Origin of the sequence: Caenispirillum bisanense (assembly GCF_900230255.1) — a bacterium.
Lineage (GTDB): Bacteria > Pseudomonadota > Alphaproteobacteria > Rhodospirillales > Rhodospirillaceae > Caenispirillum > Caenispirillum bisanense_A.
Genome location: NZ_OCNJ01000005.1, coordinates 280,251 through 302,296, shown reverse-complemented (window position 1 = coordinate 302,296; position 22,046 = coordinate 280,251). Strand labels below are relative to the sequence as shown.

The window sequence follows — 22,046 nt, the reverse complement described above, 5'->3', positions numbered from 1 at the left end:
GATTCAGCGATAGGCGACGAGCTGGGCGTCGTTGGTCAGGAAAAGCAGGGTGCCGTCGGCCACGATGGGGGCGATGGTGACGCCCGACGGCATCTCCTCGCGGCCCAGGACCTGGCCGTTATATGGGCTGACGGTCATGGCCTCGCCATGGCTGCCGGCGATGATGAGGCGGTCGGAGGCGAGAACCGGGCCGGACCACAGGATGCGGCCGTCGCGGTCCTCGGGATCTTCCCACTGCGGCAGCGGCGTCACCCACAGCACGCGGCCCGTGCGGGCGTCGACGGCGGCGAGGTCGCTGTCGGTGTTCAGGACATAGAGAACCTTGCCGGCCAGCCACGGCTGTTCGATGCCGGCGACCGGCAGTTCCCAGATGCGACGGCCGGTGCGCAGGTCGATGGCGGCCATGAGGCCGGAGGCGCTGACCACGTAGACGCGGCCGTCGTCCAGCACCGGGCGGGCGCTGATGTCGGCGAGGCCGGCGCCGGCGTCGGTGCGGGTGGCGGCGATGACGCTGTCCGACCACAGCGGGCGGCCGGTATCCACCGTCAGGGCCAGCACTTCGCCCGAGCGCATGGGGGCGATGACGACGCCGTTGTCGACCGCTGGGGCAGCGCCGCCGAGCAGGCCGGTGGCTTCGCCGACGCCCGGCTGGCTCCACAGGATGCGGCCGTCGGAGGCGGCGAGGGCGAGCGCGGTGTTGTCCACCGTCACCACGAAGACGCGGCCGCCGTCGTAGGTCGGCGCGGCGCGCAGGGGCGCGGGCACGCGGGTGCGCCAGATCTCGGCGCCCGTCGCGGCATCCAGCGCCGCCACCTGGGCGAGGCCGGTGGTGGCGAAGACGCGCTCGGCGGCGACGGCGACGCCGGCGCCGAGCAGGGTCGCGGTGTCCTCGTCCTCGGGCAGCAGGTCGGTTTCCCACAGCTCGCGGCCGCTCTGCAGGTCGAAGGCGGCGACCTTGGCCTCGGTGTCGATGGTGTAGACGCGGCCGGCGGCCACCACCGGCTGCGCCAGCAGGCGATCGCGCGAGCCGGCGCCTTCGCCGATGTCGCTGCTCCACACTTCGCGCGGCTGCGCGGCGACCACCATGTGCTGCATGACGTGGTGGGCGTAGCCGCCGGCCTGCGGCCAGTCGGCGCTCGGCTCGGGCGGCGGCACCAGGATGTCGACGGCTTCCGCCTGGACGCCTTCCAGGCCGCGCTGCATCTGCAGCACGCTGATGCGCTTGCCGGGCAGGGGCGGCGCTTCCTTGTCGCCGAGCCAGCTCTCGCAGGCGGTGAGGGCGGGCAGCAGCAGCACCGCCACGGCGGCGGCGGACAGACGGCGGCGAACGGTCATGCGCATCAACCCTCCTGGCGCGGGGCGGCGGCGGCGTCACCGCCCAGGGCGGCGAGCATGGTGCGGGCGCGCGAGCGCAGGCCCTGCGGCGCGTTGGCGTCGCCGGCGAGCGACTTGTAGATGTCGCGGGCGCGGGCCTCGTCGCCCTGCTTCAGGGCCAGCGCCGCCGTCAGCTCCAGCGCCGAGAAGCGGAACGGGTTGGCCGGATCGGTCAGCGGCTGCAGCTCGGCGATCAGGGCGTCGGGCTGCGCGCCCTCGGCCGGACCCTGCATGCGGTGGAGCACCGCGAGCACGCGGGCGAGATCGCGGAAGGTCGGGTCGGCCGCGCCGTCGGCGGCGACGGCGCCATAGGCCTCGGCGGCGGCGGCCTCGTCGCCCTGGTCGGCGAGCAGGGCGGCGCGACGCAGGGCGGCGACGGTGCCGTAGCCCGTATTGCCGTCGGCCGCCAGGGCGGCCAGCGCCTCGGCGGCGGGCTGCGTCTGGTTCTGCTCCAGCAGGCGCATGGCGGCGGTATAGCGCGCCGCCTCGTCCTGCCGGGCCGAGCGTTCCCACGCCTGCCAGCCCTGATAACCGGCCACGCCGACCACCAGGGCCAGCGCGAGCGCGATCACCACGCCGCCGTACTTCTTCCACAGCCTCGCCAGTTGTTCATGGCGAAGGTCTTCGTCCACTTCCCGGAACAATGCTTCCTGGGTGGCGTCTTCGCGACGGTCGGCCACGAGATGCTCCTGCTCGAACCACTTCTGAAAAACGAGCGCCAAACATAAGCCGTGTCATGGGGTAAGGCAATCGCCGCGGGAAGGGGGCGGTCGCGGGTCGCGCGGCGGCTTTCTTCAAGACTCGTTAACGGCCCGGCGTCATACTGCGGCCGAACTACCGCTTCCGGTCGAGAGGGGAGACGCCGCCGTGACGCCCATCCGCATGCTGGCCGCCGCCGCGGCGCTCGCCGGCGCTGCCGCCGTGACGGGCTGCTCGCCCCAGGCCAATGCCGTCGGCGGCACCGTCGCCGGCATCGAAATGGTCTCGCTCATCAACACCGACAAGACGATCATCGACCACATCGCCTCGCTCGGCCCCATGGACTGCTCCAGCGTGCGCGCCAGCGTCGGCGGCGTGTGGTGCGTCGAGGATTCCTCGCTGGTCGGCATGCCGCAGGTGCCGCAGCCCACCTTCTGCTACCGCACGCTCGCCGAGGTGTCGTGCTACGACCGGCCGAGCCCGCACCCCGGCGACACGCTGGTCGGCATCATCCTGCCCAAGATGGCGGCGGTGCGCCCGGTGCAGGCCCTGGCCGCCGAGCCCGCCGCCGGGGTGGTGGCGGTGAAGGACGTGCCGGGCGTGGTCGCCGTGCCGCCGCCGGCCCCCGTGGTGACGACCCCGGTGGCGCCGGTCGCGCCGGTCTCGGCCGCGCCCGTGGCGCCCGCGACCGCAGCCCCCATGGCATCCGCGCCGGCGACCGCGACGCCGCTCATTCCGATGCGCTGAGGCGGGGCATCGCGGGGGATCCGGTTCGGGCATTTGGCCTTGCCCTGTCGGCGGCATCCGTGAACAATGGATGACGGACAGGTTACAACGGAGGCGACCCGAACCTCATGGCGCAGGTCATCCGTCTCGCGGACCGCAAGAAGCGCGGTGCGCCCGTCTATTTCAACCGGGCGGAGCTGAACGCCCTGCTGGCCGTGTACAGTCGCTTCGTCGCCAAGGGCGAGTGGCGCGACTACGGCATCGCCCACGAACCGGGCATGGCCCGCTTCTCGGTCCACCGCCACACCCACGAGACGGCGCAGTACACGGTGGTCAAGCTGGCCCCGCGCGGCCCCAACGCCGCGCCGGAGTACCTGCTGTTCGAGGGCGACAAGCGCATCCGCCGCAGCACCAGCCTGCTCGACCTGCTGAACCTGTTCGACAAGCCGGTGCGGCTGATTTCGTCGTAAGGGGGGCATGGCGAGGGTGCAGGGGGATGCCCCACGCCCGGGCCAGCCGCCGGTGCCGCCGTGGATGGGCGGGGTCGAGCCCGGCCATGAGTATTTCTGCTGTCTTCCAAGCCCTTGTCATGCCCGGCCTCCGAGCCGGGCATCCACGGCTCCACCGCCGCTCGCCGTGGAGGCCGCAGCCCTAAGGGCCGCCGCCGGTGCCGCCGTGGATGGGCGGGGTCGAGCCCGGCCATGAGTATTTCTGCTGTCTTTCCAAGCCTTTGTCATGCCCGGCCTCCGAGCCGGGTATCCACGGCTCCACCGCCGCTCGCCGTGGAAACCGCAGCCATAGGAGCCGGCAACCGCCAGCCGGCCCCGGCCCCTCACCCCTGCCAGGGCGCCAGCGACTCCAGCGTCACCAGCTCTTCCCACGTCGGCCGGCGGCGGACGACGGCGTACTGGTCGCCGTTCACCAGCACCTCGGGCACCAGCGGGCGGCCGTTGTAGCTGTTGGACATGGCCGCGCCATAGGCGCCCGCCGTGCGCAGCACCAGCAGGTCGTCGGCCTCCAGCCGCGGCAGCGAGCGCTGCTTGGCGAAGATGTCGGAGCTTTCGCAGATCGGCCCCACCACGTCGACCAGTTCCGTCGCCGCGCCGGCCGCCGGCTCGCGCACCGGGGCGATGGCGTGGAAGGCGTCGTACATGGCCGGGCGCACCAGATCGTTCATGCCGGCGTCGACGATGACGAAGGTGCGCGTCGCGCCTTCCTTGCGGTAGATCACCTTGGTCAGCAGCACACCCGCGTTGGCGGTGATGAGCCGGCCCGGCTCCAGCAGCAGCTTGCAGCCGAGGTCGCCCAACTCCTGCCGGATGACCTTGGCGTAGTCGGCCGGCGGCATGGGGGTCGGGTCGCCCTCGCGGTCGTAGGGCACGCCGAGGCCGCCGCCGATGTCCAGGCGCTCGATCTCGATGCCGTCGGCGCGCAGGATGGCGAGCAGGTCGCGCATGCGGCGGAAGGCGGCGGCGAAGGGCGCGAGGTCGGCGATCTGGCTGCCGATGTGCATGGCGATGGCCTTCACCGCGATGCCCGGCAGGTCCGCCGCAAGGCGATAGAGCGCATGGGCCTGGGTCCAGGCGATGCCGAACTTGTTGTCGAGCTTGCCGGTCGTGATCTTCTCGTGGGTGCCCGCCTCGACGTCCGGGTTGACCCGGATGGCGATGGGCGCCTGCACGCCCTTCTCGCGCGCCACCGCGTCGAGCAGCCGCAGTTCCGGCTCGCTCTCCACGTTGATCTGGAAGACGCCCTGGTCGAGGGCGTAGGCCAGTTCGTCGCGCGTCTTGCCGACGCCCGAGAACACGATGCGCGAGGCCGGGATGCCGGCGTGCATGGCGGCGAACAGCTCGCCGCCCGACACCACGTCGGCGCCGGCGCCCAGGTCGGCCAGGGTGCGCAGCACCGCCATGTTGCCGTTCGCCTTGGTGGCGAAGTGGACGCTGGCGTCCAGCCCGGCATCCTTCAGGGCGCCGGTGAAGACGGTCCAGTGGCGCGTCAGGGTCGCGGTGGAATAGACGTAGACCGGCGTGCCGACGGCAGCGGCGATGGCGGCCAGCGGCACGTCCTCGCAATGCAGGGCGCCGTCGCGGTAGGTGAAGTGGTGCATGAACGTCGGGGCCTCAGCGGGAGGGATAGTGGCGCGGGAACGAAGCGCCTTCCGGCGGCTCGTTGGCGCCGCGCTTGCCGCAGGCGGCGAGCGGCGCTGTGACCGCCGCCGCCAGCAGCAACACCACGGCGAGCCGGCCCAGGCGGGCCGCCGGGGGAGCGAGCCGGCCCTGGCGGGCCGCCGGGGGAGCGAGCCGGCCCTGGCGGGCCGTCAGCGGGGCGGATACGGGCATCAGGCGCTCCCGTCTTCGTCGATGGTCGGGCCGCCGGCGAGGAAGACGTCGCGGGCGGCATGGGCGGCGGCGCGCACGTTGTCGGGCGCCGTGCCGCCGAAGCTGGTGCGGCTGCGCACGCTGGCTTCCACCGTCAGCACCGCCATGGCGGCCGCGGTGATGCCCGGCTCGATGGACTGCATCTCGGCCAGGGTCAGGTCCGGCAGGTCGCAGCCCTTGGTCTCGGCGAGCTTCACCAGGCTGCCGGCGACGTGGTGGGCGCGGCGGAACGGCATGTTCAGCTCGCGCACCAGCCAGTCGGCCATGTCGGTGGCGGTGGTGAAGCCGGCCGAGGCGCTCTCGCGGCAGCGTTCGCTGTTGACGCGCAGGTCGGTGATCATGCCGGTCATGGCGGCGATGCACAGTTCCAGCGTGTCGTAGGCCTCGAACACCGGTTCCTTGTCGTCCTGCATGTCCTTGGAATAGGCCAGCGGCAGGCCCTTCATGACGATCAGCAGGCTGTTGAGGTCGCCGATGACGCGGCCCGCCTTGGCGCGCACCAGCTCGGCGGCGTCGGGGTTGCGCTTCTGCGGCATGATGGACGAGCCGGTGGTGTAGCCGTCGGACAGCTTCACGAAGGCGAACTGCGCCGTCGTCCAGATGACCATCTCCTCGGCCAGCCGCGACAGGTGGATGGCGCAGATGGAGGCGGCCGACAGGAACTCCAGCGCGAAGTCGCGGTCCGACACGGCATCCAGCGAGTTGGCGCAGGGGCGGTCGAAGCCGAGCAGCTCGGCGGTGGCGTGGCGGTCGATGGGGAAACTGGTGCCGGCGAGCGCGGCGGCGCCGAGCGGGCATTCGTTCAGGCGGGTGCGGCAGTCGCCGAAGCGGCCGCGGTCGCGCCCGATCATCTCCACATAGGCCATCATGTGGTGGCCGAAGGTGATGGGCTGGGCCGCCTGCAGGTGGGTGAAGCCGGGCATCACCGTCTCGGCATGCGCCTCGGCCTGGGCGATGAGGGCGCGCTGCAGCGCCTCCAGCCCGCGGTCGATCTCGTCGAGCGCATCGCGCGTCCACAGGCGGAAGTCGGTCGCCACCTGGTCGTTGCGCGAGCGCGCCGTGTGCAGGCGGCCGGCCGGCTCGCCGATGATCTCGGCCAGGCGGGCCTCCACGTTCATGTGGATGTCCTCGAGTTCGGTCTTGAACTCGAAGCGGCCGTCCTCGATCTCTTGCAGGACCTGGTCGAGGCCGTCGATGATGGCCCGGCCGTCGTCCTCGCTCAGGATTCCCTGGCGGACGAGCATGGCGCAGTGGGCCTTGGAGCCCATGATGTCGTGCCGGTAGAAGCGCTTGTCGAAGCCGATGGAGGCGTTGATCTTCTCCATGACGGCGGACGGGCCGCTTTCGAACCGGCCACCCCACATGGCGTTGGAGGCCTGCTTGGTGTTGTCGCTCATGAACGGGCTACTCGGGTTGTTCGCTGGCAGGAAGGCGCCGATGGCGCTGGGCGCGGTCGGCGTCGCGATGGTCATCGCGATCATCACCATAACGGGTCAGATCGCAAGGGGCCAGGATGCGCTGGCGGCGGAAATCGCCGGTGTCGACGTGCCCCACATGGTGAAGGTGGACAACCCCGCCGCCCTGCCGGACACGGCCTTCTTCAAGGGCGACGGCGGCGAAGTCACCCTCGCCGACTTCCGCGGCCGGGTGGTGCTGCTGAACTTCTGGGCGACCTGGTGCGCCCCCTGCATCGAGGAAATGCCCGCCCTCGACCGCCTCGCCGCCGCCGTGAAGGGCGACGACCGCATCGCCGTCGTGGTGGTGAACGAGGACCGCAACGGCGCCAAGGTGGCGCCCGAATGGCTGGCGAAACAGGGCCTGACGGCGCTCGACGTCTACGTCGACGACAAGCAGGCGCTGGCCCGCGGCATGGGCCTGCGCGGCATGCCGACCACCTACCTCATCGGCAGGGACGGCACCAAGCTCGCCTACAAGGAGGGCGTCGCCGCGTGGGACAGCCCCGACTTCATCGCCGCCCTGAAGGCGCTGGCCGCCGCGCCCTGAGGCACCGCGGCGGCCGCGTCCGGCCTTACAGCCCGCAGGCCTTGGTGATGGCCTCGTGCGCGGCGGTGAAGCCGCTGAGCGAGTAGGTGTCGGTGGTGTTGGTGCCGCGTTCGCTCGACCCCTTCACCACCATCTGGCGGCCCGCCTTCATGGACTCCACCAGCTTGCGGTCGGTGGCGGTGTCGCGCGCCCAGGCCCGTTCGCCGTGGGTGAACAGCGAGGTGTCGCGACCGTCGATGGTCATGCGAGCCTCGCTTTCGGCCTTGTAGGGGTAGCCGGCGACCACGCTGACCACGTCGCGGGTCTTGTCGGCCGGGCGGTGGGTCACCAGCACGAAGACGTCGCCGCGCTTGTCGTATTTGCCCTCGGCCTTCTTGGGCTCGCTGGCCATGTAGCACACCTTGTTGCCGTTCTCGGTGAAGGTGTAGGCGGTCCAGTCCGTGTAGGCGCCGAGGATCTCCGGGTCCGCCGCCGCGGCCGGGGAGGCGGCGAGCGTCAGCGCGCACAGGGTCGTCAGCAGGCCCGGAAGTCTTGCGCGTCGCATGGGTCTGTCACTCCGTCTTCGTTCGCAGGGGGTTTTGTCTGTGCGAGAGGCCATCGCGGATGTGGGGGTGGTCGGCCCCGCCGGCAACCCCGCCGGGCGGTGCAATCGCAACGGGTTACGAGTCGGCCTCCTCCTCTTCCGCCGTGGCTTCCGCCACCGCCACCTCGGCGAGCGGCGGCTCCTTGCGGAACCGCTCCATGGTACGGAAGACCGGCCCGCCGTGCACGTGCTCCCGCGCCTCCTCGGTCGGGCCGCCCGGCCGCACGGGGCGCGGCGCGAACTTCCCGCGGCTCAGCAGGCGATCGTACATGACGATGATGCCCGCCGTCCCGACGTTGAGACAGAACTTCGTCGGGATTTTGACGATGAAGTCGCAGCGCGCCTGCATCTCGGCCGACAGGCTGCCGCGCTCCGGCCCCATGACGTAGGCCGCCTGCAGGGGATGCCGGAAACTCGGCAATTCTATGGCGTCGTCGGTCAGCTCCACGCCGATCAGGCGGCAGCCCTTGGGCAGCAGCATGTCGGCGACGCCGTCGAACTGGTAGAAGGGCAGCTGCTTCAGGGCGTCGGAGGTATCGGTGCGGTGGCCGATGCGGCGCTCGTACTGGGCATCCACGGTGAACACGAAGCCGGCGCCGAAGGCATGGGCGGAACGGAAGAGGTTGCCTACGTTGTAGGGCTTGTGGATCCTCTCGGCTCCGATGCCGAAATAGCCGCGCATGGGGTTGCTCCCGGTTTGGTCTTATTGAAGGCGGCACCTTAAGAGAAAACGTCGATCGTTCAAGCAGGAGGTTTCCATGAAGGCGGTCCTGGTCCGCGAGTTCACAACGCCCGACGCCTTGCGCGTGGCCGAAGTCGATGCCCCCACCATGGTCGAGAACGGCGTGCGCATCGCCGTGCATGCGGCCGGCGTCAACTTCGCCGACGGCCTGATCGTGCAGGGGAAATACCAGGAAAAGCCGCCTTTCCCCTTCGCCCCCGGCTTCGAGATCGGCGGCGTGGTGACCGAGGTGGCGCCGGGCGTGACCCACGTCAGCCCCGGCGACCGCGTCATGGCGGTGCTGGAGCACGGCGGCTATGCCGAGGAAGCCGTGGCGCGGGCGGCCGACGTCATGCGCATCCCCGACGACATGGACTTCGCGACGGCCGCCGCCTTCCCCATCGCCTATGGCACCAGCCACTTCGGCCTCGCCGACCGGGCGCGGCTGAAGGCCGGCGAGGTGCTGCTGGTGCACGGCGCGGCGGGCGGCGTCGGGCTGACCGCCGTGGAATGCGGCAAGGCCATGGGGGCGACCGTCATCGCCACCGCCGGCGGCACCGACAAGCTGGCCGTCGCCGCCGAGCACGGCGCCGACCACGGCATCGACTACAAGGTGGAGAACATCAAGGACCGCGTGCGAGCCCTCACCGCCGGGCGCGGCGTCGACGTGGTCTACGACCCGGTCGGCGGCGACGTGTTCGACCAGTCGCTGCGCTGCACGGCGCCCGACGGCCGCCTCATCGTCATCGGCTTCGCCGGCGGCACGGTGCAGCAGATCCCCGCCAACCTGCTGCTGGTGAAGAACATCGACATCATCGGCTTCTACTGGGGCGCCTACCGCCGCCTCGCGCCCGAGCGCATCCGCGCCAGCTTCGCCGAATGCCTGCGGTGGTACGAGGAAGGCAAGCTGAAGCCCCGCGTCAGCCGCACCTTCGCCCTGGACGAAGCGCCGGCCGCCATCGCCGCGTTGAAGGACCGCAGCGTCGTCGGCAAGGCGGTGATCGGCATTCGGTGACGCGGAGGGAGGACCGGCGACCATGAGCCTGCGACAACACCAGGCCACGCTCGACGTGCAGACACGCGGCACCGGCTTCGTCGACGTGACGGCGCAGGTGGACGGAGTGGTGCGCGACTCGGGGATCGACAGCGGGCTCGCGACGCTCTTCCTGCAGCACACCAGCGCCGGGCTGACCATCCAGGAGAACGCCGATCCCGACGTGCTGCGCGACCTGACGACGCATCTGGAGCGTCTGGCGCCGCGCGACACCGCCCTCTACCGCCACACGATGGAAGGGCCGGACGACATGCCGGCCCACATCCGCAGCACCCTGACCGGCGTGTCGCTCACCATCCCGGTGAGCGACGGCCGGCTGGCGCTCGGGACGTGGCAGGCGGTCTATGTGTGCGAACACCGGGCGAGCCCGCACCGGCGGCGGGTCGTGGTGCATCTGCTGGGGGAGTGAGGCGGCGGGTCCGCCTCATCCGCCCCGGGAACGACAAAACCCGCCCGGCGCCGCACCGGAAGATCCGGCCGCGGCGGCTGGCGGGTCGTCTATGTCTGCCATGCGGGGCGACGGCCGCACGCCGTCGCCCCGGACGCGCTGTGAAGCGTCAGTCGGCGGCGGGCGCCGAGGTCAGGTACATGACGAGGCAGAGCAGGCTGAACGTCATGAACAGGCCGAAGTAGATCAGGCCGTGGGCGACGCCGACGCCGAGCGCACTGCCGATCTGGATCGCCAGATAGGCCAGCAGGCCGACGAGGCCGATGAGGACGATGCCGAGCGTCTTGCCGGTAACGGACATGGAAAACACCCCTCCAAACGCCGCCCGCGGGCGGACCAGCAGGCTTTCCCCCTCCGCACGGGAGAAACCCCAAATTCGTTCCGCATTATGCCATCGGCGCGGCGCCTGTCCAGAAAGACCCGTAGCAAATTGGAAGAATTCGAAGATTTTCCGGTTCCCGGCCGACTGTCGACGGCGGGGCGGGATCGACTCGGTGGGTCTGGCGGCACTGGGTGGGAGGGCCGGCGCCCCCGCAGACGGCGTCTGCCGCCCGCTCCGGCGACGAACGCTGGCGCCGCTCTCCACGGCCGCCGCCCGGGGAGCCGTGGATGCCCGGATCAAGTCCGGGCATGACAAGTTTTTGAAACAACAGTCCAAATTCTCATGGCCGGGCTCGACCCGGCCATCCACGAGCGTCTCTGCCGGCGGACATGGGCACCGCCCTCCACGGCGGTGGCCCTTAGGGCTCCGGTCTCCACGGCGAGCGGCGGTGGAGCCGTGAATGCCCGGCTCGGAGGCCGGGCATGACAAGGTCTTGGAAAGACAGCGAAAATTGTCACGGCCGGACTTGATCCGGCCATCCACGGCGTCACCTACGGCGGCCGTGAAAACGGCCTCGCGGCGGCGGCGAACCCTCCCCGACCCCGGCGCCCCCTTCCGATCCACCGTCGCCGCCCTCACGTAAGCACCGGGGGATGCATCGGAGGAGGCGTGTCATGGCTGCGTCCTATGGCGCCACGGCGAAGGCGTTCCACTGGCTGACCGTGCTCGGCATCGTCATCGTGGTGCCGCTCGGCATCGCCATGCTCAACGTCGGGCCGGGGGAGACGCAGAACAGCCTGTTCGACCTGCACCGCTCCGTCGGCTTCGTCATTTTCGTCCTGGCGGCCGCGCGCCTGCTGTGGCGGCTGTCTCATCCGCCGCCGCCGCTGCCCGCCGACCTGCCGGGGTGGCAGCAGGCGGCTGCCTTGGCGACGCACTGGGTGCTTTATGCGCTGCTGTTCACCGTGCCGGTGCTCGGCTGGCTCGGCAGTTCGTACTTCGGCGCCGCCGTCAGCGTCTTCGGCCTGTTCACCCTGCCGGTGCCGGTGGCGCAGGACCGGGCGGTGGCGGAGACGGTGCTCGCCTTCCACGTCTGGGGCGTCATCACCCTCGGCGCCCTGGTCGCCCTGCACATGGGGGCCGCCCTGCATCACCATTTCGTCCGCCGCGACGACGTGCTGGCCCGCATGCTGCCGGGCCGCCACGGCGCGCCGGAGCGATCCACCCGCCATCCCACCGCGTAGAGTGCCGACCGACCGCAGTCCTTCCGCAGGAGACCGCATGGACAGCCGCACCGCCGCCGAGGCCGCCGTCACCGCCCTGCCGGCCCCGGACACCACCGCCGCCCGCATCCTCGGCCGGCGGCGCCTCCTGGTCTTCCTGCTGGTTTCCGCCACCTGCATCGGCCTCTTCGCCGCCCTGTACGCCCTCTTCGCCGGCGGCGGCATCGGCTGGACCGAGGCGCTGATGCTGGGCGGCTTCGCCCTGACGCTGCCATGGCTGGCGCTCGGGTTCTGGAACGCGGTCATCGGCTTCGTCATCCTGCACACGGCGCGCGATCCGGCCCTCTACGTCGCGCCGACCCTCGCCGGGCTGCGGGGCGAGGCGGCGATCACCCTGCGCACCGCCGTCGTCATGACCATCCGCAACGAGGATGCCGCCCGCGCCGTCGCCCGCCTGCGCTGCATCCAGCAGAGCCTGGACGCCGAGCCCGACGGCCCGCGGTTCGATTTCCACCTGCTGAGCGACACCGCCGACCCCGCCGTCGCCGCCGAGGAGGAGCGTCTGGTGGAGGCATGGCGCCGCCAGATGGGGCGGCCGCAACGCCTGCATTACCGCCGCCGCACCGACAACACCGGCTTCAAGGCCGGCAACGTGCGCGAGTTCGTGGAGCGCTGCGGCGACGACTACGACCTCTTCGTGCCGCTCGACGCCGACAGCGTCATGTCGGGCGCCGCCATCGTGCGGCTGGTGCGGGCCATGCAGGCCGACCCGCGGCTCGGCATCGTGCAGGGGCTGGTGGTCGGCATGCCCTCCGGCAGCCTGTTCGCCCGCGTCTTCCAGTTCGGCATGCGCCACGGCATGCGCAGCTACACCACCGGCAGTGCGTGGTGGCAGGGCGATTGCGGCCCGTACTGGGGGCACAACGCCGCCATCCGCCTGCGCCCCTTCCGCGACCATTGCCGTCTGCCGCTGCTGCCGGGGCGGCCGCCGCTCGGTGGGCATGTCCTCAGCCACGACCAGGTGGAAGCCGCCCTCATGCGCCGCGCCGGGTGGGAGGTGCGCGTCTTCGCCGAGGAGGACGACAGCTTCGAGGAAAACCCGCCGGCCCTGCCGGGCTTCATCGGCCGCGACCTGCGCTGGTGCCAGGGCAACATGCAGTACTGGCGCCTGCTCGGCATGCCGGGGCTGCACCCGGTGAGCCGCATGCAGCTGGTGCTGGCGATCCTCATGTACCTGGGGGCGCCGGGGTGGATGCTGTTCATCGCCGCTGGCACGGCGCAAGTCTATGTTAATGCGGGCTCCGCGCCGCTGAACGTCGCCGGCGGCGTCGCCCTGTTCGTCACCGTCGTGACCATGAGCCTGATGCCCAAGATCCTGGGCGTGCTCGACGTGCTGCTGCGTGCCCGCACCCGGCGGGCCTATGGCGGCGGCCTGCGGCTGGCGGGGGCGGCGGTGCTGGAACTGGCCGCCTCGACCCTGCTCGCGCCGGCGGTCAGCCTGGCCCAGACGCGCTTCATGGCCGGCCTGCCGCTCGGCCGGGCGGTGACGTGGAGCGGGCAGGTGCGCGACGCCCGCCGCCTCGCCTGGACGGAAGCCCTGCGCGGCCTGTGGCCCCAGACAGCGGCCGGCATCGGGCTGCTGGCGGCGGTGGCGTGGGCGCAGCCGGCGCTGCTGCCGTGGATGGCGCCGGTGCTGCTCGCCTTCCTGTGCGCCGTGCCCCTCGCCGTGCTGACGGCCGCGCCGGCCGCCGGTGCCTGGGCGCGGCGGGTCGGCCTGTTCGACATTCCCGAGGACCGCGCCCGGCCAGAGGTGCTGCGCCTGCTCGATCGGCTGGAAGCCGAGGCCACGGCCGCGGCGGCGGAGCCGGTGCGCGTCGCCTCCTGACCGCGGCGCACAAAAACCCCTCTCCCGGCTTGGCGAAGGCGGGCGGAATCGGGCATCATCCGGAACCGCGTCGCGCCAGACGACCAAGCAACAAGGGAGAACCGTCCGTGTCCGCCAAGCTGTGGGAACCCTCGCCGGAGCGCATCGCGCGCACCAACATGACGCGCTTCATGCAGGAGGCGCGCAGCGTCGCCGGCCGTGACTTCTCCGACTACGAGTCGCTGCGCGCGTGGTCGGTGGAGGATCCGGCCGCCTTCTGGCGCCTGGTGTGGGACTTCTGCGGCGTCGTCGGCGAGCCCGGCTCGGTGGTGGTGGACGACCTGGGCAAGCTGCCCGGCGCCAAGTGGTTCGCCGAAGGGCACATCAACTACGCCGCCAACCTGCTCAAGGAACGCCCGGCCGCCACCGAGGCGCTGGTGTTCTGGGGCGAGGACAAGGTGAAGCGCCGCCTTTCCTACGCCGAGTTGCAGGCCGAGGTGTCGCGCTTCCAGCAGGCGCTGATCGCCATGGGCGTGACGAAAGGCGATCGCGTCGCCGGCTACATGCCCAACATGCCGGAAACCATCATCGCCATGCTGGCGGCGACGGCGCTGGGCGCCATCTGGTCGTCGGCCTCGCCCGACTTCGGCGTGCAGGGCGTGCTCGACCGCTTCGGCCAGATCGAGCCCAAGGTGCTGGTCGCCTGCGACGGCTATTTCTACAACGGCAAGACCCACGACTGCCTGGAGAAGCTGACCGCCATCGTCGACAAGATGCCGACGGTCGAGAAGGTCGTGATCGTGCCCTACACCAGCGATGCGCCGGTCGTGACGGGCGTGCGCAACGCCGTCACCTGGCCGGACTTCGTCGCCGGGCTCGCGCCGGCGCCCATCGTGTTCGAGGCGCTGCCTTTCGACCATCCGCTGTTCATCATGTTCAGTTCCGGCACCACGGGCGTGCCCAAGTGCATCGTCCACGGCCACGGCGGCACGCTGCTGCAGCAGGTGAAGGAACACGTGCTGCACTGTGACGAGAAGCCGGGCGACCGCGTCTTCTACTTCACCACCTGCGGCTGGATGATGTGGAACTGGCTGGTGGCCGGTCTGGCGGCGGGCTCGACTCTGCTGCTGTTCGACGGTTCGCCGTTCTACCCCTCGGGCAACGTGCTGTTCGATTACGCCGACGCGGAGAAGATGACCCTCTTCGGCACCTCGGCCAAGTGGATCGACGCCGTCAAGAAGGCCGGCCTGGAGCCGAAGAAGACCCACTCGCTGGAGACGGTGCGCCTGCTCACCTCCACCGGCTCGCCGCTGGCGCCGGAAAGCTTCGACTTCGTGTACGAGGGCATCAAGGAGGACGTGCAGTTGGCCTCCATCTCGGGCGGCACCGACATCCTGTCGTGCTTCATGCTCGGCAACCCCATCAGCCCCGTCTACCGCGGCGAGATCCAGTGCCGCGGCCTCGGCATGGCGGTGGAGGTGTTCGACGACGAGGGCAAGCCGGTGCAGGGCCAGAAGGGCGAACTGGTGTGCACCAAGGCCTTCCCGTCGGTGCCGGTCGGCTTCTGGAACGACCCCGACGGCGCCAAGTTCCACGCTGCCTACTTCGACAAGTACGCCAACACCTGGACCCACGGCGACTGGGTGGAGCTGACGGAGACGGGCGGCATCGTGGTCTACGGCCGCTCCGACGCCACGCTGAACCCGGGCGGCGTGCGCATCGGCACCGCCGAGATCTACCGCCAGGTGGAAAAGCTGCCGGAGGTGATCGAGGCCTTGGTCATCGGCCAGGACTGGGACAACGACGTGCGCGTGGTGCTGTTCGTGCGCCTGCGCGAGGGCGTGGAGCTGTCCGACGACCTGCAGGCGCGCATCCGCAAGACCATCCGCGAAGGCGCCACGCCGCGCCACGTGCCGGCGAAGATCGTCAAGGTCGACGACATCCCGCGCACCAAGTCGGGCAAGATCGTGGAACTGGCCGTGCGCGACGTGGTCCACGGCCGCCCGGTGAAGAACAAGGAAGCGCTCGCCAACCCCGAGGCGCTGGAGCTGTTCGCCGAAGTGCCCGACCTGCAGGCCTGAGACGGGAGGGCGGCGCCGCCTGCGGTGGCGCCGCTCCCGACGTCCGAAGTGCCGGACTACGCCTTGCCGAGGACGAAGGCGAAGGTGTTGTCCTTCATACGCTGGTCCAGGGTCTGCATGTCGCCGAGCGGGGACGTCTTTACCGTCTCTACGATGCTGGCAAGGATGGGGCCCACCAGATCGGCGTGTTCCCGCGCGGTGCCGCTGCCTTCACCCCACCGCCGCCGCCCACAACTCCGGCCGCCACACCGCCGCCAGGGCGGCCTTCGCCCCTTCCGCCGTCAGGCCGGTCCGGTCCCAGCGTAGCATCTGCTCCACCAGCCATTGCGCCCGCTCCGGCAGCGGCTCGGTGGCGCGGTCGCGGAAGAAGACGTGGGTGTCGAGGGCGACCGGCTCGCCGCCGGGTTGCAGCACCGGGCGGCCGGTCAGGGCCATGGCGATCACCTCGGGGAAGGTGCCGACGTAGTCCGGGGCGGCCAGCATCTGGGCCAGGGCGGGGCGGTTCTCCGCCGCATCGGCCCAGGCCGCCGCCTTCACCAGCGCGCGGACCAGGGCGACGGTGCGCGCCGGGTCCTGGTCCACCCAGGCGGCGCGCAGGCCGAGCACCTTTTCCGGTGCGTCGGGGCGGATGTCCCACTTGCTGGCGACCACGGCCCCGATGCCGCGCTGCACGGCGCGCAGGTTCCACGGCTCGCCGACGCAGTAGCCGTCGATCCAGCCGCTGGCGAGACTTTCCACCATGCGCGCCGGCGCCACCACGCCCAGGTTGACGTCGCGGTCGGGGTCGATGCCGGCGCCGGCGAGCCAGGCGCGCAGCTCGTAGGTGTGGCTGGAGAAGGGGAAGACCGTGGCGAAGGACAGCGGCGGCCGCCCCGCCGTGCGGTCGGCCTCGATCACCGCCTTCAGCGCCCGCGCCGAGCCGGCGCGCGGTCCCGCCATGGCGTCGGGGTCGGCCTCGCTCATGCGCTCGAACAGCGGCAGGGAGACGGTGATGGCGTTGCCGCCGAGCCCGAGCGCCATGGGCACGGCCATGGGCACCGCCGGGATGCCGCCGAGCCCGAGGTGCAGGGCGAGCGGCAGGGGGGCCAGGATGTGGGCGGCGTCCAGCAGGCCGAAGGCGAGCTTGTCGCGCACCGCCGCCCATCCGGCCTCGCGCTCCAGCACCAGGTCGATGCCCTCGGCGGCGGCGAAGCCCAGCTCGCGGGCGACCACCGGCACGGCGCAGTCGACCAGCGGCACGAAGCCCAGCGTGACGGTCTCGGCCATGGCTCAGAACTCCATCTCGAAGGCGGTGATGACGCTCTGCGCGATGTCGGAGAGCTTGCGGTTCTGCTTCATGGCCGTCTTGCGCATGAGGGCGTAGGCGTCCTCCTCCGTCAGGCCGCGGTTCTTCATGAGCAGGCCCTTGGCGCGCTCCACCAGCTTGCGGTCGGCGAGCTTGGCCTGCGCCTCGTCGCGCTCGCGCCGCAGGCGGTCGAAGGCGTTGAAGCGCGAGATGGCGGTTTCCACGATCGGCTTGATGCGCGCCTGCTTGAGGCCGTCGACGACGTAGGCGCTGACGCCGGCCTCGATGGCGGCGTGGATCATGTGGTCGTCGCTGTGGTCGACGAACATGCAGATGGGCCGCTGCACGGCGCGGCTCACCTGGAACATCTGCTCGAGGGTGTCGCGGTCGGGGTTCTCCAGGTCGATGATGACCACGTCCGGCGCCAGCGCCTGGATGCGCGCCAGCAGGTTGACCGAGGGGCCGATGACGCTGACGCGCACCCAGCCCGCCTCCACCAGGCCGCGCTCCACCACCGCCGCCCGGTCGGGGTCGCCGTCGATGACCAGGATGCTGAGGTCCCTGTCGCCCATTCCGCCCGCTCACCCCTGACCGTCGTCATGCTACACTGGCCGACCGCGACGGCAGAGGAGGCGCCGCCATGATCGACCAGATCCTGTGGGAAGGCCTGTGGCTGCTCGGCTTCGTGGTCGCCGCCGCCATGATCTTCCGCCACCTTCTGCGCCAGACCCGGTCGGGCGACTGACGGCCCGGCCGCAGCCGCACCGCCGCCGCCCGCCGGTTCCGCTCACTCCGCCGCCGCCACGGCGGGCACGCCGTTGCGCTCGGCGACCGCATCGTCGAACCGGCGCTTCTCCTCGGCCGCCACCTCGGGCGAGAACTTCACCGCCAGGGCGGCGAAGGAACACACCACCACCGCGCAGCCCAGGTAGAACAGGCCGTCCTGGTAGGACAGGCTCTCCGACTTGAACAGGAAGCCGGCCGCTACCGCGCCCGCATTGCCGCCGGCGCCGACGATGCCGGCGACGGCGCCCAGGGCCTTGCGGTTGATGAAGGGCACGACGCCGAAGGTCGCCCCCTCGCTCATCTGCACGAACAGCGAGAACACCACCATGGCCGAGACCGCGATCACCAGCGTCGTCATCTGCGAGAACAGGATGAGCGCGAGGCCTTCCAGGAACAGCGCCAGGAACAGGAAGGCGACGCGGCCCTTCAGGCCGCCGGTGCGGGCGAAGCGGTCGGAGAACACGCCGCCGAGCGTGCGGGCGAAGATGTTCATCAGCCCGAACAGGCCGGCGATGATGCCCGCCGTCGCCAGGTCCAGCTTGAAGGTGTCGAAGAAGTAGATGGCGGCGATGTTGTTGATGGTCAGCTCGACGCCGAAGCAGGCGGCGTAGACCACGAATAGCGCCCACACGCGGGCATCCTTGGCCGCCGCCACGAAGCCGCCGCCGGCACCGGCGCTGTCCCTGGACTGCGGCAGCGCGCCGCGGGCGCGCAGGTCGGCGAAGTTGCCGTCCGGGCAGTCGGTGGTGTAGCGCCAGTAGAGCGCGGCCATCACCAGCATCACCGCGCCAGGCACCACCATGGCGAGGCGCCAGCCCAGCGTCTGCTCGACGCCGAACATGAGCACGCCGGCCATGACCAGCGGCATCACCATCTGCGTCACGCCGCCGCCCAGGTTGCCCCAGCCCGCCGTGGTGGCGTTGGCGGTGCCGACCACGTTCGGCGCGAACATGACCGAGGTGTGGTACTGGGTGATGACGAAGCTCGCCCCGATGGCGCCGATGCCCAGCCGGAACAGCAGGAAGGTCTCGTAGCTGTCGGCCAAGCCGATGAGCATGACCGGCAGCGAGCCCAGCATCAGCAGGCCCGTATAGGTCTTGCGCGGGCCGATGCGGTCGCACAGCGGCCCGATGATCAGGCGCACCAGCACCGTGATGGCGACCGAGGCGATGATGGTATTGCCGATCTCGCCCTTGGTCAGGCCCAGGTCCTCGCGCACCACGGCCATGAGCGGCGCGATGCCGAACCAGCCGAAGAAGCACAGGAAGAAGGCGGTCCAGGTGAGGTGGAAGGTGCGCATCTGTATCGTCTTCAGCGAGAAGAGATCGATGCGTGTGGCTTTGTGCCGGATGTCCATCTGCAAGCCCTCGAATTCGTGAAGTCGTCCCAAGGGCCGCTCGCGTGGATCTCGTTTCTCTCGTCCCGCGGCGGCCACGCATGAAGACACCGTGACCGTGGCGGCGCGCCGGGCAAGGCCGGGTGCCGCTGTGCTGGTCAGGCGTCTGTGCCTGGTCGTCCGCCATTGGACGAGGAAGCGTCTGGTCTCCCGTCGTCGGGAGATGCCGGAGTATCAGCAACCGCCGTGCCATCTGCGCCCAAGGGATGGGTGCGACGCAGCAAAGCCTTGCGGCGCTTGAGGAAAGGTGCCAGCCGCCGGGCCTTTCGACTGGGCCGGAATCGGGGCCGCTTGCTCTGAAATGCTCAAAATATGGGCGTGTTGCGTGTACGTGCGGAAAAATTGAGCAAGCAGGGCGCGGCCGGGTATGGCTTCCAGGCGAGGTCTCCCCGGAAAACAGAGACTTATGGCCCGGCCGTTGGTCTGGCACGGCGCTCGCAGGAGGATGCGGCGAGCGGGCAACGGCGTCCGCTCCGCCGCCCTCCCGGCGGTCGACATAGGGAAGCCCGAGGCTGGGCCCCACACCGGATAACGGCGTCCGAACGCGCATGTGCCCCACGGGGCGGCGGCGCGATCGGGCGCCTTTTTCTTTGCACGATTTTTGTGCACCGCAGGATGGAGCACCAGACGATGACCCATGTGACCCACCCCGCCCCCGGCGCAGCCAAGCCGCGGCTCGTGGTGATCGGCAACGGCATGGCCGGCATCCGCGCCGTCGAGGACCTGATCGACCGGGCGCCCGGCCTCTACGACATCACCGTGTTCGGCGCCGAGCCGCGCGTGAACTACAACCGCATCATGCTGTCGCCCCTGCTGTCGGGCGAGAAGACCTTCGCCGAGATCGTGCTCAACGACCGCGACTGGTACGACGCCAACGGCATCACCTTGCACGCCGGCGACCCGGTGGTCCGCATCGATCGCCTGCGCCGGCAGGTGGTGGCGCGAAGCGGCCTCGCCGTGCCCTACGACCGCCTGATCGTCGCCACCGGCTCGAGCCCCATCGTCATCCCGGTGCCCGGCGCGACGCTGCCCGGCGTCGTCACCTTCCGCGACGTCGACGACGTGGACGCCATGCTCGACGCCTCGGCGAAGGGCGGCTCGGCGGTGGTGATCGGCGGCGGGCTGCTTGGCCTCGAGGCCGCCGTCGGGCTGAAGGCGCGCGGCATGGACGTCACCGTCCTCCACCTCGCCGGCCACGTCATGGAGCGCCAGCTCGACGCCTCCGCCGGGCACCTGCTGGCGGAGGAACTGCGGCGCCGCGGCCTGACCGTGCTCACCGGCGCCGACACCGCGGCCATCCTGGGCGACGACCGGGTGACGGGCGTACGGCTGCGCGACGGCACCGACATCGCCGCCGACATCGTCGTCATGGCGGTCGGCATCCGCCCCGACGCCCGCCTCGCCGGCGAGGCCGGGCTCGACGTGGAGCGCGGCGTGGTGGTGGACGACCACATGACCACCTCCGACCCCGCCATCTTCGCCGTCGGCGAATGCGTGCAGCACCGCGGCCAGTGCTACGGCCTCGTGCAGCCGCTGTTCGAAATGGCAAAGGTGCTGGGCGCCCGCCTGGCCGGCCTGGAGGGCGCCGGTTACGTCGGCTCCGTCACCTCCACCAAGCTGAAGGTGACCGGCGTCGACGTGTTCTCTGCCGGCGACTTCTCCGGCGGGCCGGGCACCGAGGACATCGTCTTCCGCGACGCCGGGCGCGGCGTCTACAAGCGCGTGGTGCTGCAGGACGGCCGGGTGAAGGGCGCCGTGCTCTACGGCGACACCGCCGACGGCGCCTGGTACTTCCAGCTGCTGAAGGCGGGCGAGGACGTCTCCGACCGCCGCGACACCCTGCTGTTCGGCCAGGCCTTCGCCGCCGCGGGAGCGGGCACGGGAAACCCTACCGACGCCGTTGCAGCGCTGCCTGACGATGCGGAAATCTGCGGCTGCAACGGCGTCTGCAAGGGCACCATCGTCCAGGCCATCACCACCAAGGGCCTGACGACGCTCGACGAGGTGAAGGCGCACACCAAGGCCGCCGGCTCCTGCGGCTCCTGCGCCGGGCTGGTGGAAGGGCTGCTCGCCCACACCCTCGGCGGCGCCTACGAGGCCGCGGCGATCAAGCCCCTGTGCAAGTGCACCGAGCACGACCATGACAGCGTCCGCCGCCTGATCAAGAGCCAGGGTCTCAAGAGCATCCCGGCGGTCATGCAGGCGCTGGAATGGAAGACGCCCGACGGCTGCGCCTCCTGCCGGCCGGCGCTCAACTTCTACCTGCTGGCCGCCTGGCCGGGGGAGTACGTCGACCACGCCGCCAGCCGCTTCGTGAACGAGCGCGTGCACGCGAACATCCAGAAGGACGGCACCTATTCCGTCGTCCCGCGCATGTGGGGCGGCCTGACCAACGCCAAGGAGTTGCGCGCCATCGCCGACGTGGTGGACAAGTTCGCCATCCCGACCGTCAAGGTCACCGGCGGCCAGCGCATCGACCTGCTCGGCATCCGGAAGGAAGACCTGCCGGCCGTGTGGGCCGACCTCAACGCCGCCGGCATGGTCTCGGGCCACGCCTACGGCAAGTCCCTGCGCACGGTGAAGACCTGTGTCGGCAGCGAGTGGTGCCGGTTCGGAACGCAGGCCGCCATGTCCATCGGCATCGACCTGGAGCGCCTGACCTGGGGCTCGTGGACGCCGCACAAGTTCAAGATGGCCGTCTCCGGCTGCCCGCGGAACTGCGCCGAAGCCACCATCAAGGACTTCGGTGTGGTGGCGACCGACGGCGGCTTCGACCTCTACGTCGGCGGCAACGGCGGCATCAAGGTGCGCGCCTGCGACCTGCTCACCAAGGTGACGACGGAAGCCGAGGTGCACGAATACGTCGGCGCCTTCATGCAGCTCTACCGGGAGGAAGCGCGCTACCTGGAGCGCACGGCGCCGTGGATCGAGCGCGTCGGCCTCGACTTCGTGAAGAAGCGCATCGTCGAAGACGCCGGCAACCGCGCCGCCCTCAACGCCCGCTTCCTGGAAAGCCAGCGGCACAGCCAGTCCGACCCCTGGGCGGAGCAGACGCAGAAGCACGCCGCCTCCTTCAAGACCCTCGCGACGGTGGAGTGA

At 70.8% G+C, this 22,046-nt stretch carries 20 protein-coding genes; 9 read left to right on the top strand and 11 right to left on the bottom strand.

Going from position 1 to position 22,046, the window contains the following annotated elements:
* Nucleotides 1–3: 3 nt before the first annotated feature.
* Nucleotides 4–1,335: a PQQ-binding-like beta-propeller repeat protein gene (locus tag CRP50_RS13305; RefSeq protein WP_245913472.1), complete on the bottom strand. Its 1,332-nt coding sequence runs from the start codon at nucleotides 1,333–1,335 to the stop codon at nucleotides 4–6.
* A 5-nt stretch (nucleotides 1,336–1,340) separates the two neighbouring features.
* Entirely contained in the window at nucleotides 1,341–2,054 is a 714-nt protein-coding gene (locus CRP50_RS13300; RefSeq protein WP_097279656.1) for a tetratricopeptide repeat protein, read from the bottom strand.
* Between the two features lie 187 nt (nucleotides 2,055–2,241).
* Between CRP50_RS13300 and CRP50_RS25575 the strand changes: the two genes are divergently transcribed.
* The gene (locus CRP50_RS25575) at nucleotides 2,242–2,820 is read left to right on the top strand and encodes a hypothetical protein (protein WP_176525154.1); all 579 of its coding nucleotides are present in this window, start codon (nucleotides 2,242–2,244) and stop codon (nucleotides 2,818–2,820) included.
* Between the two features lie 107 nt (nucleotides 2,821–2,927).
* Complete coding sequence (locus tag CRP50_RS13285) at nucleotides 2,928–3,269, top strand: DUF2794 domain-containing protein (protein WP_097279653.1); 342 nt, start codon at nucleotides 2,928–2,930, stop codon at nucleotides 3,267–3,269.
* A gap of 362 nt (nucleotides 3,270–3,631) precedes the next feature.
* Here CRP50_RS13285 and lysA read toward each other — a convergent pair whose 3' ends face one another.
* From lysA to argH, 3 genes are read right to left on the bottom strand one after another with little or no spacing between them, the layout of a single operon-like run.
* Nucleotides 3,632–4,909 (bottom strand): diaminopimelate decarboxylase, encoded by a 1,278-nt coding sequence (gene lysA, locus CRP50_RS13280; protein ID WP_097279652.1) that lies wholly within the window; start codon nucleotides 4,907–4,909, stop codon nucleotides 3,632–3,634.
* A 13-nt stretch (nucleotides 4,910–4,922) separates the two neighbouring features.
* On the bottom strand, nucleotides 4,923–5,141 hold the full coding sequence (locus tag CRP50_RS13275) for a hypothetical protein (RefSeq protein ID WP_097279651.1): 219 nt from the start codon (nucleotides 5,139–5,141) through the stop codon (nucleotides 4,923–4,925).
* Complete coding sequence (argH, locus tag CRP50_RS13270; RefSeq protein ID WP_097279650.1) at nucleotides 5,141–6,577, bottom strand: argininosuccinate lyase; 1,437 nt, start codon at nucleotides 6,575–6,577, stop codon at nucleotides 5,141–5,143. Before argH ends, CRP50_RS13275 begins: the two co-directional genes overlap by 1 nt.
* 40 nt (nucleotides 6,578–6,617) lie before the next feature.
* On the opposite strand from argH, the gene CRP50_RS13265 reads away from it, so the two are divergent.
* On the top strand, nucleotides 6,618–7,184 hold the full coding sequence (locus tag CRP50_RS13265) for a TlpA disulfide reductase family protein (RefSeq protein ID WP_176525153.1): 567 nt from the start codon (nucleotides 6,618–6,620) through the stop codon (nucleotides 7,182–7,184).
* Nucleotides 7,185–7,209: 25 nt separating this feature from the next.
* On the opposite strand, the gene CRP50_RS13260 is transcribed toward CRP50_RS13265, so the two are convergent.
* Both CRP50_RS13260 and CRP50_RS13255 read right to left on the bottom strand, forming a co-directional pair.
* Nucleotides 7,210–7,728 carry an invasion associated locus B family protein gene (locus CRP50_RS13260; protein ID WP_097279648.1) on the bottom strand — a complete coding sequence of 173 codons (519 nt, stop codon included), beginning with the start codon at nucleotides 7,726–7,728 and terminating at the stop codon, nucleotides 7,210–7,212.
* 115 nt (nucleotides 7,729–7,843) lie between these two features.
* Nucleotides 7,844–8,449 (bottom strand): RNA methyltransferase, encoded by a 606-nt coding sequence (locus CRP50_RS13255; protein ID WP_097279647.1) that lies wholly within the window; start codon nucleotides 8,447–8,449, stop codon nucleotides 7,844–7,846.
* 76 nt (nucleotides 8,450–8,525) lie between these two features.
* On the opposite strand from CRP50_RS13255, the gene CRP50_RS13250 reads away from it, so the two are divergent.
* A complete protein-coding gene (locus tag CRP50_RS13250; protein WP_097279646.1) occupies nucleotides 8,526–9,503 on the top strand; it encodes an NADPH:quinone oxidoreductase family protein in 978 nt (325 codons plus the stop codon).
* Between the two features lie 22 nt (nucleotides 9,504–9,525).
* The gene (locus tag CRP50_RS13245) at nucleotides 9,526–9,951 is read left to right on the top strand and encodes a secondary thiamine-phosphate synthase enzyme YjbQ (protein ID WP_097279645.1); all 426 of its coding nucleotides are present in this window, start codon (nucleotides 9,526–9,528) and stop codon (nucleotides 9,949–9,951) included.
* 148 nt (nucleotides 9,952–10,099) lie between these two features.
* Here the strand turns inward: CRP50_RS13245 and CRP50_RS13240 are convergent, their stop codons facing one another.
* On the bottom strand, nucleotides 10,100–10,291 hold the full coding sequence (locus CRP50_RS13240) for a hypothetical protein (protein WP_097279644.1): 192 nt from the start codon (nucleotides 10,289–10,291) through the stop codon (nucleotides 10,100–10,102).
* Between the two features lie 695 nt (nucleotides 10,292–10,986).
* Here CRP50_RS13240 and CRP50_RS13235 point away from each other — a divergent pair.
* The 3 genes from CRP50_RS13235 to CRP50_RS13225 all read left to right on the top strand — a co-directional run bounded on the left by CRP50_RS13235 (nucleotide 10,987) and on the right by CRP50_RS13225 (nucleotide 15,480).
* Entirely contained in the window at nucleotides 10,987–11,556 is a 570-nt protein-coding gene (locus CRP50_RS13235; RefSeq protein ID WP_097279643.1) for a cytochrome b, read from the top strand.
* Between the two features lie 37 nt (nucleotides 11,557–11,593).
* A complete protein-coding gene (gene mdoH, locus CRP50_RS13230; RefSeq protein WP_097279642.1) occupies nucleotides 11,594–13,420 on the top strand; it encodes a glucans biosynthesis glucosyltransferase MdoH in 1,827 nt (608 codons plus the stop codon).
* A gap of 107 nt (nucleotides 13,421–13,527) precedes the next feature.
* Nucleotides 13,528–15,480: an acetoacetate--CoA ligase gene (locus tag CRP50_RS13225; RefSeq protein ID WP_097279641.1), complete on the top strand. Its 1,953-nt coding sequence runs from the start codon at nucleotides 13,528–13,530 to the stop codon at nucleotides 15,478–15,480.
* Nucleotides 15,481–15,690: 210 nt separating this feature from the next.
* On the opposite strand, the gene CRP50_RS13220 is transcribed toward CRP50_RS13225, so the two are convergent.
* From CRP50_RS13220 to CRP50_RS13210, 3 genes are all read right to left on the bottom strand, one after another.
* Nucleotides 15,691–16,746: a CmpA/NrtA family ABC transporter substrate-binding protein gene (locus tag CRP50_RS13220; RefSeq protein ID WP_097279640.1), complete on the bottom strand. Its 1,056-nt coding sequence runs from the start codon at nucleotides 16,744–16,746 to the stop codon at nucleotides 15,691–15,693.
* Nucleotides 16,747–16,749: 3 nt separating this feature from the next.
* Nucleotides 16,750–17,337, bottom strand: coding sequence for an ANTAR domain-containing response regulator (locus CRP50_RS13215; protein ID WP_097279639.1), 588 nt, complete (start codon nucleotides 17,335–17,337; stop codon nucleotides 16,750–16,752).
* A 215-nt stretch (nucleotides 17,338–17,552) separates the two neighbouring features.
* Nucleotides 17,553–18,851 carry an MFS transporter gene (locus CRP50_RS13210; RefSeq protein ID WP_245913471.1) on the bottom strand — a complete coding sequence of 433 codons (1,299 nt, stop codon included), beginning with the start codon at nucleotides 18,849–18,851 and terminating at the stop codon, nucleotides 17,553–17,555.
* A 726-nt stretch (nucleotides 18,852–19,577) separates the two neighbouring features.
* On the opposite strand from CRP50_RS13210, the gene nirB reads away from it, so the two are divergent.
* On the top strand, nucleotides 19,578–22,046 hold the full coding sequence (gene nirB, locus CRP50_RS13205) for a nitrite reductase large subunit NirB (RefSeq protein WP_101614000.1): 2,469 nt from the start codon (nucleotides 19,578–19,580) through the stop codon (nucleotides 22,044–22,046).